The organism is Achromobacter sp. GW823-FHT04E03, assembly GCF_058796095.1.
In genome coordinates, this window is record NZ_JBXAIJ010000003.1 from 422,111 (window position 1) to 438,813 (window position 16,703).

Sequence of the window (16,703 nt, forward strand, 5' to 3'; positions counted from 1 at the left end):
ATGACCGACTACGCCCGACTCGACGCCTGGATTGACGCCCACTTTGACGAGGAAGTCCGCTTCCTGCAGGAGCTGGTGCGCGTGCCGACCGACACGCCGCCCGGCAATAACGCCCCGCATGCCGAGCGCACGGCCGAGCTGCTGCAAGGCTTCGGCCTGCAGGCGGAAGCCCATCCCGTGCCCGCCGAGGCCGTGCGGGACTATGGCCTGCAATCGATCACCAACCTGATCGTGCGCCGCGAATACGGCGCGGGCGGCCCGCGCGTGGCGCTCAATGCCCACGGCGACGTGGTGCCGCCCGGCGAAGGCTGGGAACATGACCCCTACGGCGGCGAGATCGACGACGGCAGCCTGTACGGCCGCGCCGCCGCGGTCAGCAAGAGCGACTTCGCCAGCTACACGTTCGCCCTGCGCGCGCTGGAAGCCGTCGCCCGCCCCAGCCGCGGCGCCGTCGAACTGCACTTCACCTACGACGAGGAATTCGGCGGCCTGCTCGGCCCCGGCTGGCTGCTGTCCCAAGGACTGACCAAGCCCGATCTGCTGATCGCCGCGGGTTTCAGCTACGAGGTCGTAACCGCCCACAACGGCTGCCTGCAAATGGAAGTGACGGTCCACGGCAAGATGGCGCATGCCGCCATCCCCAGCAGCGGCGTGGACGCGCTGCAAGGCGCGGTTGCCATCCTGAACGCGCTGTACGCGCAGAACGCACGGTACCGGGAAATCCGCTCCAAGGTGCCGGGCATCAGCCACCCCTACCTGAACGTGGGCCGCATCGAAGGCGGCACCAACACCAATGTGGTGCCAGGCAAGGTGGCGTTCAAGCTGGACCGGCGCATGATCCCCGAAGAAAGCGCGGCCGAGGTCGAGGCCGACATCCGCCGCATCATCCAGGAAGCCGCTGCTGCCGTGCCCGGCATCAGCGTGGACATCAAGCGCCTGTTGCTGGCCAATTCCATGCGCCCGCTGCCCGGCAGCCAGCCGCTGGTGCAGGCCATTCAGAAGCATGGAGAGGAATTGTTCGGAGAGCCCATCGCCGCCATGGGCACCCCGCTCTATACCGACGTACGCCTGTACGCCGAAGCGGGCATTCCGGGCGTGATCTACGGCGCCGGACCGCGCACCGTGCTGGAATCGCACGCCAAGCGCAACGATGAGCGGGTAGTGCTGGAAGACCTGCGGCGCGCCACCAAGGTCATCGCCCGCACGCTGGCCGACCTGCTGGACGCCGCCTGAGGCGGCCGCCCGGCAGGACCGGCCGGGCGCTTCACGCCAGTTTCATCACCCGGCGCCAGAACAGGATCGCCACCGCCACGAAGACGGCCAACCCCAGGAACGAGGCCGTGTGCTCGAAGCCCGCGCCGGCGATCGCCAGCGGCGCTTCGGTGCCGGCCGCGCCGATGATGCCGGCCATCAGCACGCCGACCAGGCTTTCGCCCACGATCAGGCCCGAGGCGATCAGCACGCCGCGGCGATTGGCTGCGTCGGCGAACTGCTCGTAGGGCTTGCCGGCGGCGGCCGCGCGGCGGCGCAGGGCGCGTTCCAGCAGCCATGCCAGGACCGCGCCGACCACGATGGGCGCGGCGACGGTGGGCGGCAGATAGATGCCGATACCCACGGCCAGCACCGGAATCCGGGCCACGCGGCAGGTGCGCTTCATGATCTCGTCCACCACGATCAGGCCCACGCCGACCGCCATGCCGATCAGGATCATGGTCCAGTTGAGCTGGTGCGTGAAGATGCCGCGCGCGATCGCCAGCATCAGCGTCGCCTGCGGCGCGGACAGGGCCTGCGCCGGGTCCATGCCCTCGCGCGGCATGGCGTCGGCAAAACCGTAGGCGTTGTAGAGCAGTTCCAGCACCGGCGAAATCACTGCCGCGCCGGCGACGCAGCCGATCAGCAGGGCCACCTGCTGACGCCAGGGCGTCGCGCCCACCAGCCAGCCGGTCTTCAGGTCCTGCAGGTTGTCGTTGGAAATGGAGGCCACCGCCACCACCGCCGAGGTGCTGAAGATCGACAGCGCAATCGCCATCTGCACGCCGTTCTGCGCGCCCAGCAATTCGCCGCCCAGCGCCAGCATCAGCAGCGACACCAGCACGATGGCAACGATGCCCACGCCCGAGATCGGGCTGGTCGACGACCCCACCAGGCCGGCCATGTAGCCGCAGGCGGCGGCCACCAGGAAGCCGAAGACGAAGGCAAACAGCACGGCGTAGGCCACCAGCTTCCAGATGCCGGCAGGCGACAGCGGCGCGCCGGACAGGAACACCTGGAAGGTCACCACCAGGACCGCCACCAGCACCAGCGTCACGGCCGAGATCCAGCCGGCCGACAGGTCGCGCTCGGTGCGCGGCGCGCGTCCGGCGCGGGCCGCGCCCGCCTTGGTCAGCGCCGCGAACGAAGCCTTGACGCCGCGCGCCATCGGCATGAACAGCGTGGCCAGGGTCCAGATGGCGCCCACGCCGATCACGCCGGCGCCGATGAAGCGCACCTGCGAAGCCCACAGGCCGGTGGCGTACTTCGCCAGCGACGTGCCCGCCGGGATGTCGCCCATGGCGGTGAGGATGGGCACGGCGATGCCCCAGGAAATGATCAACCCGGTCAGCATGGCCAGGCCCGCGACGATGCCGATCAGGTAGCCCGCGCCCAGCAGCGCCAGCGAAAAGCCCATGGGCAGCCGGAACACCGCGCCGCCCAGCGCGAACCAGCCGCTGACGCTGTCTCCCAGCACGCGCAGTCCGCTGGCCGCGAAGCTGACCGCGGCGGCGACCACGCCGCCGGCCACGATGTCGCCCATGCCGGTCTCGGCCTTGGCTGGCGCGCGTCCGGTGTCCGCGGCCTCGTCCTGGGCGCGCTCGGCGCTGCCCACCCGCAGGATTTCAGCGGCAGCCACGCCTTCCGGATACGGCAGGTCGCTCTGCACCACCATCACGTGGCGCAGCGGAATGGTGAACATCACGCCCAGCATGCCGCCGGCGGCGCAGATGCCCAGCGTCTGCCAGAACGGGAAGCCCTGCCAGTGCCCCATCATGACCAGGGCCGGCAGGATGAAGATGATGGACGACAGCGTCCCGGCCGCGGAGGCCTGGGTCTGCACCATGTTGTTTTCGAGGATGTTCGCGTCCTTGAACAGGCGCAGGACGGACATCGAGATCACCGCCGCCGGAATGGCGGATGAGAACGTCAGGCCCACCTTCAGTCCGAGAAAGACGTTGGAAGCCGTGAAGATGACGGTGATGATTGCGCCCAGGAGGATGCCGCGGAACGTAAGTTCGGGCAACGTGACCTCTGCCGGGACGCTGATGGGTTGGGTCATTGCAGTTATTCCTATCTTGCCAGGCGCGAATTCTAGCGCCTTCGCGTCCACCTGGCGGTCACCCCTCTGATACGACCACCAAGCATATCCTCGGCAGAAGCTGCCGCAAGCGGTAAAACTTGCAAAAGATTATGCTGAATTTTCCGAAGTTTCCCCAGAATTTTGATCACCCATGCCAGGGGCTAGGGTCTAGCATGGACGTCAAACCAGGAGACGACAAGACCATGCGCGACGCCAGTTCCGCCCGCCCCGGGCAAGACATCCAGCACGACGCCGACCCCGCCGAAACCGCCGAATGGCGTGAGGCGCTGGAATCGCTGGTACAGGCGGAAGGTTCTGAGCGCGCGGGCTACGTGCTGGACAATCTGCTGGGTCATGCGGCGTCGCTGGGCCTGCGCGCCAACAGCCAGACCCGCACCGCCTACCTCAACACCATCCCCGCCGATCAGGAGCCGCCCTTCCCCGGCAACCTCGCCGTGGAGGAACGGATCGCCCGCATCAACCGCTGGAATGCGCTGGCCATGGTGGTGCGCGCCAACCAGGCGCATGGAGAGCTGGGCGGCCACATCGCCAGCTACGCCTCGGCCGCCGACCTGTTCGAGGTCGGCTTCAACCATTTCTTTCGCGCGCAGAGCCCGGACGGCCCCGGCGACCTGGTCTACATGCAGCCGCACTCGGCGCCCGGCGTGTATGCCCGCGCCTATCTGGAAGGCTTTCTGGGCGAAGAGGACCTGGCGCATTTCCGCCAGGAGATCACGGCTGGCGCGCGCGGCCTGCGCGGGCTGTCGTCGTATCCGCACCCGTGGCTGATGCCGGATTTCTGGCAATTCCCCACGGGCTCGATGGGCATCGGCCCCATCAACGCCATCTACCAGGCGCGCTTCATGCGCTACCTGGAGCACCGTTCGCTGATGCCCGGCGGCGACCGCAAGGTCTGGGGCATCTTCGGCGATGGCGAAATGGACGAACCTGAATCCATCGCCGCGCTGACGCTGGCCGCGCGCGAAAAGCTCGACAACCTGGTGTTCGTGGTCAATTGCAACCTGCAGCGCCTGGACGGCCCGGTGCGCGGCAACGGCCGCATCATCGACGAACTGGAAACGCTGTACGCGGGCGCCGGCTGGAACGTCATCAAGCTGGTCTGGGGCAGCGACTGGGACGCGCTCCTGCGGCGCGACACCAACGGCGCCCTGGCGCGCGCCTTCGCCAATACCGTGGATGGACAGTTCCAGACCTTCGCGGCCAACGACGGCGCCTTCAACCGCGCCCACTTCTTCAACCAGAATCCCGAACTGGCCGCCCTGGTGGCCGACTGGAGCGACGAAGCCATCGACCGCCTCCACCGCGGCGGCCATGACATGGTGAAGATCCACGCGGCCTACCACCGCGCCGTGCGCCATCGCGGCCAGCCCACGGTGATCCTGGCGCAGACCAAGAAGGGTTTCGGCATGGGCTCGGCCGGCCAGGGCAAGATGACCACGCACCAGCAGAAGAAGCTGGATGACGAGGCGCTGCTGGCCTTCCGCGACCGCTTCGCGCTGCCGATCTCGGACGCCGATTGCCTGGCGCTGAAGTTCTACCGCCCGGCCGAGGACAGCGCCGAACTGCGCCACCTGCAGGCGCGCCGCGCCGCGCTGGGCGGCCACATTCCCCGCCGCAATACCGAGGCGCCGCGCCTGGCGCCGCCGGACGCGGAGCACTGGGCGCGCTTCGCGCTGGCCGCCGACGGCAAGGAAATGTCGTCCACCATGGCCATCGTGCGCATGCTCACCGCCCTGCTCAAGGATGCCAACGTGGGGCCGCGCATCGTGCCCATCGTGGCGGACGAGGCGCGCACCTTCGGCATGGCCAACCTGTTCCGACAGATCGGCATCTATTCCGCGCAAGGCCAGCTCTACGAACCCGAGGACATCGGCTCGGTGCTGTATTACCGCGAGGCGCGCGACGGCCAGATCCTGGAAGAAGGCATTACCGAGGCCGGCGCGATTTCCTCGTGGACGGCCGCGGGCACCAGCTATTCGGTCAACGGCCTGCCGATGCTGCCCTTCTATATCTATTACTCGATGTTCGGCTTCCAGCGCATCGGCGACCTGATCTGGGCAGCCGCCGATCAGCGCACGCGCGGCTTCCTTGTCGGCGCCACCTCCGGCCGCACCACACTCGGCGGCGAGGGGTTGCAGCACCAGGACGGCTCCAGCCACATCATGGCCGCCGCCGTGCCGAACTGCCGCGCCTATGACCCGGCCTATGCCTACGAGGTCGCCATCATCGTCGAGCACGGCATGCGCCGCATGCTGGACGAACAGCGCGACGAGTTCTACTACCTGACCGTCACCAACGAGAACCTGGCGCAGCCGGACATGCCGGCAGGCAACGACGTGCGCGAGGGCATCCTGCGCGGCATGTACCGCCTGCGGCCCGCGCGCGGGCAGGCCCAGGTGCGCCTGCTGGGCGCGGGCCCGATGCTGCGCGAGGCCGAACTCGCGGCGGAGCGCCTGCAGGCCGATTACGGCGTGGACGCCGAAGTCTGGAGCGTCACCAGCTTTTCCGAACTGGCCCGCGACGGCCGCGAAGCCGAACGCTCCCGCGTGCTCGGCCTTGCATCCGGCGCCGACTGGGTCCGCAGTTGCCTGGGCGCCAGCAACGCCCCGGTCGTCGCCGCCAGCGACTACGTGCGCGCCGTGCCGGAGCAGATCCGCGCCTGGGTGCCCGCGCCCTACCGCACGCTGGGCACCGATGGCTTCGGCCGCAGCGACACCCGCGCCCAGCTGCGCGACTTCTTCGAGGTCAGCGCGGATTGGATCGTGCTGTACGCGCTGGACAGCCTGGACCGCCAGGAAGATGCCCAGGCGTTGCGCGCGCGCCTGAATGCCGGCGCGCGGCAAACGCCGCCTTGGGATAGATAGGATTGCAATCCGCGATGCAGCGAGGTTTTGCGCAAAATCGTCCATTCGCTGCAGCGCAACAACCAAGCACCCGCGCTTTCTGTTGAAATACGGGTGTTCCCAAGCATTTCCCAGAAAATACGGCGGGCCGCGAGCCCGCTTTTTGCAATCCCATTTCCTTTCCATTTAGCGCCCGCAAGGCCTGTATCCCATGGACGAAACCCTCACCAAAATGGCGTTGGACTACCACGCCTACCCCACCCCCGGCAAAATCTCGGTCACGCCGACCAAGACGCTGGCCAACCAGGACGACCTGTCCCTGGCCTACTCCCCCGGCGTGGCAGCCGCCTGCATGGCCATCTTCGACCAGGGCGATGACGCCGCCTCGAAGTACACCTCGCGCGGCAACCTGGTGGGCGTGATCACCAACGGCACCGCCGTGCTGGGCCTGGGCAACATCGGCCCGCTGGCCGCCAAGCCCGTGATGGAAGGCAAGGGCTGCCTGTTCAAGAAGTTCGCCGGCATCGACGTGTTCGACATCGAACTGGCCGAGAACGACCCCGACAAGCTGGTCGACATCATCGCCGCGCTGGAACCCACGCTGGGCGGCGTCAACCTCGAGGACATCAAGGCGCCCGAGTGCTTCTACATCGAGAAGAAGCTGCGCGAGCGCATGAAGATCCCCGTCTTCCACGACGACCAGCACGGCACCGCCATCATTTCGTCGGCCGCCATCCTGAACGGCCTGAAGGTCGTGAACAAGGACATCGGCAAGGTCAAGCTGGCCTGCTCCGGCGCCGGCGCCGCCGCCATCGCCTGCCTGGACCTGCTGGTCCACCTGGGCGTCAAGCGCGAGAACATCTACGTGGTGGATTCGCGCGGCGTGATCTGGGACGGCCGCGATGAAAACATGGAAGCCAACAAGAAGCGCTACGCGCAGAAGACCGACGCGCGCACGCTGGCCGACGTGGTCAACGGAGCCGACGTGTTCCTGGGCTGCTCGACCGCCGGCGTGCTGACCGCCGACATGGTCAAGACCATGGCCGCCAGCCCGCTGATCCTGGCGCTGGCCAATCCGGAACCGGAAATCCGTCCTGAAGTGGCCAAGGCCGCCCGCCCGGACTGCATCATCGCCACCGGCCGTTCGGACTACCCGAACCAGGTCAACAACGTGCTGTGCTTCCCCTTCATCTTCCGCGGCGCCATGGACGCTGGCGCGTCGCGCATCACGGAAGAGATGAAGCTGGCTTGCGTGAAGGCCATCGCCGAACTGGCGCAAGCCGAGCAGAACGACGAAGTGGCCCGCGCCTACGCCGGCCAGGAACTGTCGTTCGGCCCGGACTACATCATCCCCAAGCCCTTCGACCCGCGCCTGATCGTCCAGATCGCCCCCGCCGTGGCCCAGGCCGCCGCCGACTCCGGCGTAGCCGCCCGCCCCATCGAGGACATCGAAGCCTACCGCCAGAAGCTGATGGGGTTCGTGTACCACTCGGGCCAGCTGATGCGTCCGCTGTTCGCCCAGGCCAAGAAGGCGCCCAAGCGCGTCATCTACGCCGACGGCGAAGACGAGCGCGTGCTGCGCGCGGTGCAGACCGTGGCCGATGAGAAGCTGGCGTTCCCGATCCTGATCGGCCGCCCGGCCGTCATCGAAATGCGCATCAAGAAGTTCGGCCTGCGCCTGGCGGCCGGCCAGGACTTCGAGATCGTGGATCCGGAAGACGACAGCCGCTTCAACGAAACCTGGAACGCGTACTACCAGCTGAAGGGCCGCGAAGGCGTGACGCCGGCCATCGCCAAGGCGATGATCCGCAAGCACAACACGTTGATCGGCGCGATGCTGCTGCGTCGCGGCGACGCGGATGCCCTGCTGTGCGGCGTGGCCAGCAAGTACGACAACCAGCTCAAGTACATCGACGAAATCATCGGCAAGAAGGAAGGCCAGACCTACGCCGCCCTGAACGTGCTGATGCTGCCCGACCAGACGCTGTTCGTCACCGACACCCACGTCAATGAGAACCCGACGGCCGAGGAAGTCGCCAGCATCACCATCCAGGCCGCGGACGAAATGCTGCGCTTTGGCGTGGTGCCGAAGATCGCCCTGCTGTCGCACTCCAACTTCGGCAGCCGCGTGACGGAATCCTCGCGCAAGATGGCCGCCGCGCGCCAGATGGTGCAGGACCGCGCTCCCGACCTGGAAGTCGACGGCGAAATGCACGCCGACGCCGCCCTGTCGGAAAAGATCCGCGTCCTGGCCTACCCGGACAGCACGCTCAAGGGCCGCGCCAACCTGCTCGTCATGCCCACGCTGGACACCGGCAACATCACGTACAACATGCTGAAGATGACTGGCAGCAATGGCGTCGCGATGGGCCCGATCCTGCTGGGCGCGGCGCGCCCCGTGCACATCCTGACCACCAGCGCCACCGTGCGCCGCATCGTCAACATGACGGCGCTGGCCGTGGTGGACGCGCAGCAGGAAGCCGCCGAGGCCGCCAAGAAGCGCCGTTGATGATAGTCAGCCGCTGAGCAATGGGCGCCCCTCGGGGCGCCCATTTTCATTGCGCGGGCTCATGCCGCCGCGATAGCCCGCCGGCACGGGCTGATGGTAAAAACCAAGTTCAACCTTGTTTTCTGGAGTCAACATGCTGGCCGACGCCTTGTATGCCTGGTTTCACTACCTGGCCATCTTCCTGCTGGTGGTGGTCCTGACCGCCGAAGCCGTGCTGCTGCGGCCCGATCTCACTGCCGCCGGCCTCAAGCGCCTGGTCATCTATGACCGCCTCTATGCGCTGAGCGCCGTGGTGGTGCTCATCACTGGTGTGCTGCGCTTGACGCTGGGCATCAAGGGCGCCGCGTTCTACATGAGCAATCCCTGGTTCCATGCCAAGATCACGCTCTTCGTCATCATCGGGCTCTGTTCGATCGCACCGACGATGACCTTCCTGCGCTGGGCCAAGCAGTCGCGGCAGCAGCCGGGCTTCTTGCCTGCGGCCGCCGACATCAAGCGGGCGCGGCGCTGGGTCATGATCGAATCGCACCTGTTCATCTTCCTGCCGCTGTTCGCCGTGCTGATGGCGCGCGGCATCGGCGCGTAACACCCGCCCGCGAGGGCCGTGCGCTCAAGGGCAGGATGCGCGACGGGGGGCCTCGGGTTCCTCGTCGCCCACGACGAAGGTGGCGAAGTGGAAGACGCCCACCGTGTCGTTCCGGACCACGTCCACGACCTCGCCAGCCAAGGTCTGCATCACCGACATGCCTTCCGGCACGTCCGCCTGGCCGTCGCGTGTGGCGGCCTGGCCATTCCAGGGGCTCAGCACCAGCACGCCCGGGAACGGCTCGCGCGCATCGCCGCGGCCGCGGCGCACCGACTTGACCTGGGTGCCGGCGGCATAGCTCACGCCGCCGAATCGCGTCGGGCAGGCCAGTTCCGCATCGCTGACCCGCAGCAGGCGCCGCGCCTCGTCCAGGTACAGCCGGGGCTCGCTCAAGGGCAGCCCGAATATCCGGACCGCCATCGGATCCTTGACCTCGATGCGCCAGCGGTCCGGATCGCTCGAGCCATCGGTGTAGACCGTGCCGCCGGAGCCGTAGACGACGGAACCCGGCGCAAGGTCCAGGGTTTCGGCGCGGTTGCCCGGCCCCAGCACGCACTTGTCCAGCGCCCTCATCGCGCCATCGCGCGCCACCTCGAATTCGATATCCTGCGTGGCGTCGCACTGCCAGCCCAGCACGGTCTGGCTGCCCGCGCCACGCAGGATGACGTTGCGCGGATAGCGGCCCCGCAAGGCGTAGGTTTCGTCGTCATAGTCCGAATTGAGATAGCGCCGCGCGCTCGACGCCTGCACGCCATACATGGCCACGGGCTGCGGAAATTCCGCTTCGAGATAGGTCTCCAGCTGCCCTTCGTCCTGCAGCTTCAGTCGAGTGCCCGCGGGCATGGCGATGCCGCCGACGGTCGTGACTTCCTGCAGCGTGACATTGCGGGCTGCCTCGGCACGGGCGCCCTCTCGCTCGATTTGCCAGATCACCGTCTGCACCCAGGCATAGAAGGCGAACGGCACGGCCAGCACGACGAACACCAGGGAAGAAGTCTTCCAGTACTTGCGCACCGTACGGCGCGCGCCGCCGCTGGCGATCAGGACCACGGCCCAGGCCAGCAGCGCCAGACCGGCAAGAAAACCCAGGGAAACAAAAATGTAGAAGCCAGCAGAAGGCAGCGCTATCGGAATCATGGCAAGGATGGTACACGCCAAACCATCGCGCCGCGGCCACACGGCGTACAGGCAACAAAAAACCGCCCGAAGGCGGTTTCTTGTTCAAGCCAGACTGCGTATCAACGCTTGTCCATCGGGGGCACGTCGCGCGTGACCGAACCGGTGAACAGCTGGCGCGGACGGCCGATCTTGTAATCGGGATCCGACAGCATTTCGTTCCACTGGGCGATCCAGCCCACCGTGCGGGCCAGCGCGAAGATGGCCGTGAACAGCGAGGTCGGGATGCCGATGGCGCGCTGGACGATACCCGAGTAGAAGTCCACGTTCGGGTACAGCTTGCGCTGGACGAAGTACGGATCCGACAGGGCGATGCGTTCCAGTTCCATGGCCAGCTTGAACAGCGGGTCGTTTTCCAGGCCCAGGGCCGAGAGCACTTCCTTGCAGGTTTCCTGCATCAGCTTGGCGCGCGGGTCGTAGTTCTTGTAGACGCGGTGGCCAAAGCCCATCAGGCGCACGCCCGAGTTCTTGTCCTTGACCTTCTCCATGAACTCGCCGACCTTGGCGATGCCGCCGTTGGCTTGCAGCTCTTCCAGCATCTGCAGGCAAGCTTCGTTGGCGCCGCCGTGAGCCGGGCCCCACAGGCAAGCCACGCCGGCCGAGATGGCGGCGAACGGGTTGGTGCCCGACGAACCGCACAGGCGGACGGTCGAGGTCGAAGCGTTCTGCTCGTGGTCGGCGTGCAGGATGAAGATGCGGTCCAGCGCGCGCTCGACGACTTCGTTCACCTTGTAGTCTTCGCACGGCGTGGCGAACATCATGCGCAGGAAGTTGCCCGTGTAGGACAGGTCGTTCTGCGGGTAGATGAAGGGCTGGCCTTGCGAATACTTATAGGCCATCGCGACCAGCGTCGGCATCTTGGCGATCAGGCGGATGGCCGAGATGTGACGATGCTGCGGGTTCGTGATGTCGGTGGAGTCGTGGTAGAACGCGGACAGCGCGCCGACCAGGCCGGTCAGCACGGCCATCGGGTGCGCGTCGCGACGGAAGCCGCGCAGGAAGAAGTGCAGCTGCTCGTTGACCATCGTGTGATGGGTCACTTGCGAATCGAAATCGGCCTTCTGGTCCTTGTTGGGCAGTTCGCCGTTCAGGATCAGGTAGCAGATGTCCATGAAGTCGCAATTGACGGCCAATTGCTCGATGGGGTAGCCGCGGTACAGCAGTTCGCCCTTGTCGCCGTCGATGTACGTGATGCCCGATTCGCAGGCAGCGGTGGACATGAAGCCGGGGTCAAACGTGAACATGCCCGTCTGGCCGTACAGCTTGCGGATGTCGATCACATCCGGACCAACCGTACCCTTGTAAACAGGGAACTCAATGGGGGCGCTGCCATCCGAGAAGGATAGAGTGGCTTTTTTGTCAGACAGGTTCATGTTCATTCCTCTCAATTAATCAGAGCGCGCGCATCTGGCCAATGATGCTCCGAAGCCTGGGCGTGTCCAGCGCGCCCTCAAGCTCTTTGCGGGCCAGCAGCAGGTCGAGAAGGTCGTTGTCTCCCATCTCGAAAAGCTGCGTCAATGCGGCTACGTCATCATCGGTAAGCTCAGCCTCGTGGGCATCCAGATACCGGGTGATGATCAAGTCGTTTTCGAGCAAGCCGCGGCGCGCCCGCCAACGCAAGCGCGCCCGCTCCAATTCAGTTAGCTTGCTCATCCTTCTTTACACCTTTAAAAGCCCCCACGCCGCACCCGCTACGCGGGCTTGCTGCCCCCCTTGGGGACGTTTTTGCCTTGGGACGGCCCGGCGGCAAAAAATGCCGCCGGAGGCAAAATGCGCTTAATAAAAACTAGACCGTACGGCGAACCATCAGTTCCTTGATCTTGCCGATCGCCTTGGTCGGGTTCAGTCCCTTGGGACAGACGTCGACGCAATTCATGATGGTGTGGCAACGGAACAGGCGGTACGGATCGTCCAGGTTGTCGAGGCGGCTGCCCGTGGCTTCGTCGCGGCTGTCGGCGATGAAGCGGTAGGCTTGCAGCAGGCCGGCCGGGCCGACGAACTTGTCCGGGTTCCACCAGAACGACGGGCAGGAAGTGGAACAGCACGCGCACAGAATGCACTCGTACAGGCCATCCAGCTCTTCGCGGGCCTCGGGCGACTGCAGACGTTCCTTTTCGGGCGGCGGCGTGTCGTTGATGAGGTACGGGCGGATCGAGTGGTACTGGTTGAAGAAGTGCGTCATGTCCACGATCAGGTCGCGGATGACGGGCAGGCCCGGCAGCGGACGCAGAACGATGGGTTCCTTCAGTTCGCGCAGGTTGGTCGTGCACGCCAGACCGTTCTTGCCGTTGATGTTCATGGCGTCCGAACCGCACACGCCTTCACGGCACGAGCGGCGCAGGGCCAGGCTGTCATCGACGTCGTTCTTGATGCGCACCAGCGCATCGAGCAGCATCTTGTCGGTCGGCTGGAGTTCGACTTCCAGCTTCTGCATGTACGGGCGCTCGTCCTTGTCCGGATCGTAGCGGTAGATTTCGAACTTGACGATTCTCTTGGTGCTCATAGTGGGCTCAATCCGGACTTAGAAGGTACGCGCCTTGGGCGGGAAGGACTCGACCGTCAGCGGCTTCATCTGCACGGGCTTGTAATCCAGGCGGCTGCCTTCGGAGTACCACAGCGTGTGCTTCAGCCAGTTCTCGTCGTCGCGCGTCGGGTGGTCGTCCAGCGCGTGCGCGCCGCGGCTTTCGGTGCGGTTGGCGGCCGACTTGATCGTGGCGCGGGCCACTTCGGTCATGTTCGCCAATTCCAGCGCCTCGACGCGCGCGGTGTTGAACACCTTGGACTTGTCCTTGAAGTAGATGTTGTCGGCTTGCTTGGCCAGATCTTCGATCTGGGTCACGCCTTCGTTCAGCAGTTCCAGCGTGCGGAACACGCCGCAGTGGCGCTGCATCGAGAAGCGGATGGCGTTGCCGATGTCCTGGGTCTTCTCGCCCGAAGTGCGCGATTCCAGCTTGTTGATGCGGTCCAGCGAGAATTCGACGGCTTGCTGCGGCACGGGCTGGTGCGCGTGCTGGCGTTCCGGATGCGAATTGACGATGTGGTTGCCGGTGGCGCGACCGAACACGATCAGGTCCAGCAGCGAGTTGGTGCCCAGGCGGTTGGCGCCGTGCACCGACACCGCGGCGCATTCGCCGATGGCGTACAGGCCGTTGACGATCTTGTTCTCGCCGTTTTCGCGCGTCAGCACCTGGCCGTGGTAGTTGGCCGGAATGCCGCCCATCTGGTAGTGGATGGTCGGAACGACGGGGATCGGTTCCTTGATCGGGTCCACGTTGCCGAACTTGATCGCGATTTCGCGGATCGAGGGCAGACGCTTGTTGATCACGTCGGCGCCCAGGTGATCCAGCTTGAGGACCACGTAGCTGCCGTCCGGACCGCAGCCGCGGCCTTCCTTGATTTCCTGGTCCATCGAGCGGGACACGAAGTCGCGCGGGGCCAGATCCTTCAGCGTGGGCGCATAGCGCTCCATGAAGCGTTCGCCATCCTTGTTCAGCAGGATGCCGCCTTCGCCGCGCACGCCTTCGGTGATCAGCACGCCGGCGCCGGCCACGCCGGTCGGGTGGAATTGCCAGAATTCCATGTCCTGCAGCGGAATGCCCGCGCGGGCGGCCATGCCCAGGCCGTCACCGGTGTTGATGAAGGCGTTGGTGGAAGCGGCCCAGATGCGGCCGGCGCCGCCGGTGGCCAGCACCGTGGTCTTGGCTTCCAGGATGTAGATTTCGCCCGTTTCCATTTCCAGGGCGGTCACGCCCACGACGTCGCCCGCTTCGTTGCGCAGCAGGTCCAGCGCCATCCATTCGACGAAGAACTGGGTACGCGCGGCGACGTTGCGCTGGTAGAGGGTGTGCAGCAGCGCGTGGCCGGTGCGGTCGGCAGCGGCACAGGCGCGCTGGACCGGCTTTTCACCGAAGTTGGCGGTGTGGCCGCCGAACGGACGCTGGTAGATGGTGCCGTCGGGGTTGCGGTCGAACGGCATGCCGAAGTGCTCGAGCTCGTACACGGCGTTCGGCGCTTCACGGCACATGAATTCGATGGCGTCCTGGTCGCCCAGCCAGTCCGAACCCTTGACGGTGTCGTACATGTGCCAGTACCAGTTGTCTTCGCTCATGTTGCCCAGCGAGGCGCTCACGCCGCCCTGTGCGGCAACCGTGTGCGAACGCGTGGGGAACACCTTGGACAGCACTGCAACGGACAGGCCCGCTTGGGACAGTTGCAGCGAACAACGCATGCCGGCTCCACCGGCGCCAACGACCACCACATCAAACTGGCGGCGCGGCAGGGATTTCATGACAGAGACCACGGCTTAAATGCTCCAGAGGATTTGCGCGAAGTAAACGACCGAACCGACCAGCCAGAGGATCGTCAGCACTTGCAGCAGCAGGCGCACGCCCACCGACTTGACGTAGTCCATCCAGATGTCGCGCACACCAATCCAGGCATGCCAGGCCAGCGCAATGAATGCAAGGGTGGCCAGGATCTGGCCAACCGGAAGAACGCCCACGTAGAAGTTGAACAGCGCGGTCCAGTGCTCGTACGTGAAGGCCGGCATCATCAGGATGCCGATGAGCAGCACCAGCGTATACACGGCCATGATGACGGCGGTGATGCGCTGGATGATGAAATCCATGACGCCGTAATGGGCGCCCACGACCAGACGCTTGGGTCCGTAGTTTTTGACGTCGGCCATTACAGCACTCCGAACAGTTTGAGAGCGAACACCAGGGTCAGCGCCAGGCTCACCCCGAAAACCACGCCGGCGCTCTTCTTGGCCGACAGCTTGTCGATACCGATGTGCAGGTCCAGCAGCAGGTAGCGGATGCCGGCACAGAAGTGGTGCAGATAGCCCCAGATCAGGACCAGGAAGACAAGCTTGACGATCGGGTTGCCGGCGTACGCGGCCACGGCTGCGAACGTCTGCGGTGCGGCCACGCTGGCCGCGAACAGCGGCAGAATGACCAAGGGAAGACAGAGGAACAGCAGCGCACCGCTGACGCGGTGCAGGATGGACAGCTTGCCGGCCAGGGGCAGGCGGTAGCTGGCGAGTTGCGCAATACCAATATTGCGAAACTGCGGACGTGGCTTGGCAGCGGTGTCGGACATGACGGCCTCGGTGTTTCGGAACTAGGGAATCGTTACGGCGGAAATGCCGTAGCCCTTGCGGGCAAACACGGTATTTTCGCCCAGAGATAGGGTCGGTATCAAATCGTAGGTAAAAAACTCATCAATTCAGACTATTGCGGTAGTGGTATCGATCGGTCAAGTACAACCCCCGGCGGATTTCCATGGGGCGGTCACCATACGTATAAGACACCCTATCAACCTGCAACAACGGCGTCCCGGCGGGAACATTAAGCAGCGGACAGACCTCGGCCGGCGCGATCACCGCGCGCAGCTTTTCGTCCGCGCGCACCATGCTCACGCCGAATTCGGATTCGAACAGACCGTAGAGCGGCGCCTTGTTGGCGGTCAACAGCTCCAGGGTCAGTCCACGGAAGATGGAACCAGGCAGCCAGATGTCGTCCACGACGGTGGGCGTCTGCCCCATGGACAGCAGGCGGCGGATCATGACGACGGTTTCGCCGGCACGCAGGTCCAGGGCGCGCGCGATCTCGGCGGGCGCCCGCAGGCGCCGGCATTCCAGGATGCGGCTTTCGGCCCGGCCGGCCTCGCCTTCGTCATCGGCGGCCAGGCGCAGGAAGCGGTAGCGCACGCGCGCTTCGTGGTGGGTGGCGACGAAAGTGCCCTTGCCCTGGCGGCGCAGCAGCATGTGCTCGGCAGCCAGCTCATCGACCGCCTTGCGCACCGTGCCCTGGCTTACCTGGAAACGGGCAGCCAGATCGATTTCGCTGGGGATGAGTTCGCCGGGCTTCCATTCGCCGCGTTCCAGGCTCTGGACAAGCAGATCCTTGATTTGCCGGTAGAGCGGACTGAAAGCGGCCCCCTCGCCCGCCGTGCGGGCGGCGCGAATGCGTAAGGAGGTTTCGGGCCGGGGCTCTGCCATGGATCTTTTTGATTGAGTCATGTTTATCCGGGGAAATGGGAGGGCGGCGCAAGGCAGCGAACCCATCCGCAATGCGCTGCTGCCGCCAGTGTTCTGGCTTGATACAGGCGCGCAACCGAAACCGGGTTGCGGCGCATTCGAATAAACGCTCTATTGTGGCATATCGGCCGGGCGGCTGTCCAACGTCTTATGTCTTATATAAGATAGAAGAGCAATTGACGGACACGTAAATT

General features: G+C 65.5%; 14 protein-coding genes. 4 read left to right on the plus strand and 10 right to left on the minus strand.

What is annotated here, in order from left to right; all coding sequences use genetic code 11:
- The gene (locus AC1RHV_RS21550) at positions 1 to 1,233 is read left to right on the plus strand and encodes a M20 family metallopeptidase (protein WP_492301943.1); all 1,233 of its coding nucleotides are present in this window, start codon (positions 1 to 3) and stop codon (positions 1,231 to 1,233) included.
- A gap of 31 nt (positions 1,234 to 1,264) precedes the next feature.
- On the opposite strand, the gene AC1RHV_RS21555 is transcribed toward AC1RHV_RS21550, so the two are convergent.
- A complete protein-coding gene (locus AC1RHV_RS21555; protein WP_306650285.1) occupies positions 1,265 to 3,313 on the minus strand; it encodes an OPT family oligopeptide transporter in 2,049 nt (682 codons plus the stop codon).
- A 224-nt stretch (positions 3,314 to 3,537) separates the two neighbouring features.
- Between AC1RHV_RS21555 and mdeB the strand changes: the two genes are divergently transcribed.
- Together mdeB and AC1RHV_RS21565 are read left to right on the plus strand one after the other, a co-directional pair.
- Positions 3,538 to 6,219, plus strand: coding sequence for an alpha-ketoglutarate dehydrogenase (mdeB, locus tag AC1RHV_RS21560; protein ID WP_492302209.1), 2,682 nt, complete (start codon positions 3,538 to 3,540; stop codon positions 6,217 to 6,219).
- 190 nt (positions 6,220 to 6,409) lie between these two features.
- Positions 6,410 to 8,707, plus strand: a complete 2,298-nt coding sequence (locus AC1RHV_RS21565) for an NADP-dependent malic enzyme (protein ID WP_054450748.1) — start codon at positions 6,410 to 6,412, stop codon at positions 8,705 to 8,707.
- Positions 8,708 to 8,713: 6 nt separating this feature from the next.
- On the opposite strand, the gene AC1RHV_RS21570 is transcribed toward AC1RHV_RS21565, so the two are convergent.
- A complete protein-coding gene (locus AC1RHV_RS21570) occupies positions 8,714 to 8,842 on the minus strand; it encodes a hypothetical protein (RefSeq protein ID WP_255423521.1) in 129 nt (42 codons plus the stop codon).
- Between AC1RHV_RS21570 and AC1RHV_RS21575 the strand changes: the two genes are divergently transcribed.
- Positions 8,841 to 9,293: a DUF2214 family protein gene (locus AC1RHV_RS21575; protein ID WP_054450746.1), complete on the plus strand. Its 453-nt coding sequence runs from the start codon at positions 8,841 to 8,843 to the stop codon at positions 9,291 to 9,293. The genes AC1RHV_RS21570 and AC1RHV_RS21575 overlap by 2 nt on opposite strands.
- A gap of 24 nt (positions 9,294 to 9,317) precedes the next feature.
- Here the strand turns inward: AC1RHV_RS21575 and AC1RHV_RS21580 are convergent, their stop codons facing one another.
- The 8 genes from AC1RHV_RS21580 to AC1RHV_RS21615 all read right to left on the minus strand — a co-directional run bounded on the left by AC1RHV_RS21580 (position 9,318) and on the right by AC1RHV_RS21615 (position 16,470).
- The gene (locus tag AC1RHV_RS21580) at positions 9,318 to 10,430 is read right to left on the minus strand and encodes a hypothetical protein (protein ID WP_492301945.1); all 1,113 of its coding nucleotides are present in this window, start codon (positions 10,428 to 10,430) and stop codon (positions 9,318 to 9,320) included.
- A 101-nt stretch (positions 10,431 to 10,531) separates the two neighbouring features.
- On the minus strand, positions 10,532 to 11,842 hold the full coding sequence (locus AC1RHV_RS21585) for a citrate synthase (protein ID WP_013392312.1): 1,311 nt from the start codon (positions 11,840 to 11,842) through the stop codon (positions 10,532 to 10,534).
- Positions 11,843 to 11,861: 19 nt separating this feature from the next.
- Complete coding sequence (locus AC1RHV_RS21590) at positions 11,862 to 12,122, minus strand: succinate dehydrogenase assembly factor 2 (RefSeq protein ID WP_013392311.1); 261 nt, start codon at positions 12,120 to 12,122, stop codon at positions 11,862 to 11,864.
- Positions 12,123 to 12,255: 133 nt separating this feature from the next.
- Positions 12,256 to 12,972, minus strand: a complete 717-nt coding sequence (locus AC1RHV_RS21595; RefSeq protein ID WP_054450743.1) for a succinate dehydrogenase iron-sulfur subunit — start codon at positions 12,970 to 12,972, stop codon at positions 12,256 to 12,258.
- A gap of 18 nt (positions 12,973 to 12,990) precedes the next feature.
- Positions 12,991 to 14,757 carry a succinate dehydrogenase flavoprotein subunit gene (gene sdhA, locus AC1RHV_RS21600; RefSeq protein WP_225589297.1) on the minus strand — a complete coding sequence of 589 codons (1,767 nt, stop codon included), beginning with the start codon at positions 14,755 to 14,757 and terminating at the stop codon, positions 12,991 to 12,993.
- A 15-nt stretch (positions 14,758 to 14,772) separates the two neighbouring features.
- Complete coding sequence (gene sdhD, locus AC1RHV_RS21605; RefSeq protein WP_013392308.1) at positions 14,773 to 15,156, minus strand: succinate dehydrogenase, hydrophobic membrane anchor protein; 384 nt, start codon at positions 15,154 to 15,156, stop codon at positions 14,773 to 14,775.
- The gene (sdhC, locus tag AC1RHV_RS21610; RefSeq protein ID WP_013392307.1) at positions 15,156 to 15,569 is read right to left on the minus strand and encodes a succinate dehydrogenase, cytochrome b556 subunit; all 414 of its coding nucleotides are present in this window, start codon (positions 15,567 to 15,569) and stop codon (positions 15,156 to 15,158) included. The genes sdhD and sdhC overlap by 1 nt, the downstream gene beginning before the upstream one ends.
- A gap of 121 nt (positions 15,570 to 15,690) precedes the next feature.
- Complete coding sequence (locus AC1RHV_RS21615) at positions 15,691 to 16,470, minus strand: GntR family transcriptional regulator (protein WP_042792450.1); 780 nt, start codon at positions 16,468 to 16,470, stop codon at positions 15,691 to 15,693.
- Positions 16,471 to 16,703 lie beyond the last annotated feature (233 nt).

Excerpts from the sequence above, each read along its gene's own strand:
- AC1RHV_RS21580 (WP_492301945.1), bottom strand. The coding sequence starts at position 10,430 with ATGATTCCGATAGCGCTGCCTTCTGCTGGCTTCTACATTTTTGTTTCC.
- AC1RHV_RS21550 (WP_492301943.1), top strand. The coding sequence starts at position 1 with ATGACCGACTACGCCCGACTCGACGCCTGGATTGACGCCCACTTTGAC.
- AC1RHV_RS21570 (WP_255423521.1), bottom strand. The coding sequence starts at position 8,842 with ATGTTGACTCCAGAAAACAAGGTTGAACTTGGTTTTTACCATCAGCCC.
- AC1RHV_RS21595 (WP_054450743.1), bottom strand. The coding sequence starts at position 12,972 with ATGAGCACCAAGAGAATCGTCAAGTTCGAAATCTACCGCTACGATCCG.
- AC1RHV_RS21615 (WP_042792450.1), bottom strand. The coding sequence starts at position 16,470 with ATGGCAGAGCCCCGGCCCGAAACCTCCTTACGCATTCGCGCCGCCCGC.
- AC1RHV_RS21555 (WP_306650285.1), bottom strand. The coding sequence starts at position 3,313 with ATGACCCAACCCATCAGCGTCCCGGCAGAGGTCACGTTGCCCGAACTT.
- sdhA (WP_225589297.1), bottom strand. The coding sequence starts at position 14,757 with ATGAAATCCCTGCCGCGCCGCCAGTTTGATGTGGTGGTCGTTGGCGCC.
- AC1RHV_RS21585 (WP_013392312.1), bottom strand. The coding sequence starts at position 11,842 with ATGAACCTGTCTGACAAAAAAGCCACTCTATCCTTCTCGGATGGCAGC.
- mdeB (WP_492302209.1), top strand. The coding sequence starts at position 3,538 with ATGCGCGACGCCAGTTCCGCCCGCCCCGGGCAAGACATCCAGCACGAC.
- AC1RHV_RS21575 (WP_054450746.1), top strand. The coding sequence starts at position 8,841 with ATGCTGGCCGACGCCTTGTATGCCTGGTTTCACTACCTGGCCATCTTC.
- sdhD (WP_013392308.1), bottom strand. The coding sequence starts at position 15,156 with ATGGCCGACGTCAAAAACTACGGACCCAAGCGTCTGGTCGTGGGCGCC.
- AC1RHV_RS21565 (WP_054450748.1), top strand. The coding sequence starts at position 6,410 with ATGGACGAAACCCTCACCAAAATGGCGTTGGACTACCACGCCTACCCC.
- AC1RHV_RS21590 (WP_013392311.1), bottom strand. The coding sequence starts at position 12,122 with ATGAGCAAGCTAACTGAATTGGAGCGGGCGCGCTTGCGTTGGCGGGCG.
- sdhC (WP_013392307.1), bottom strand. The coding sequence starts at position 15,569 with ATGTCCGACACCGCTGCCAAGCCACGTCCGCAGTTTCGCAATATTGGT.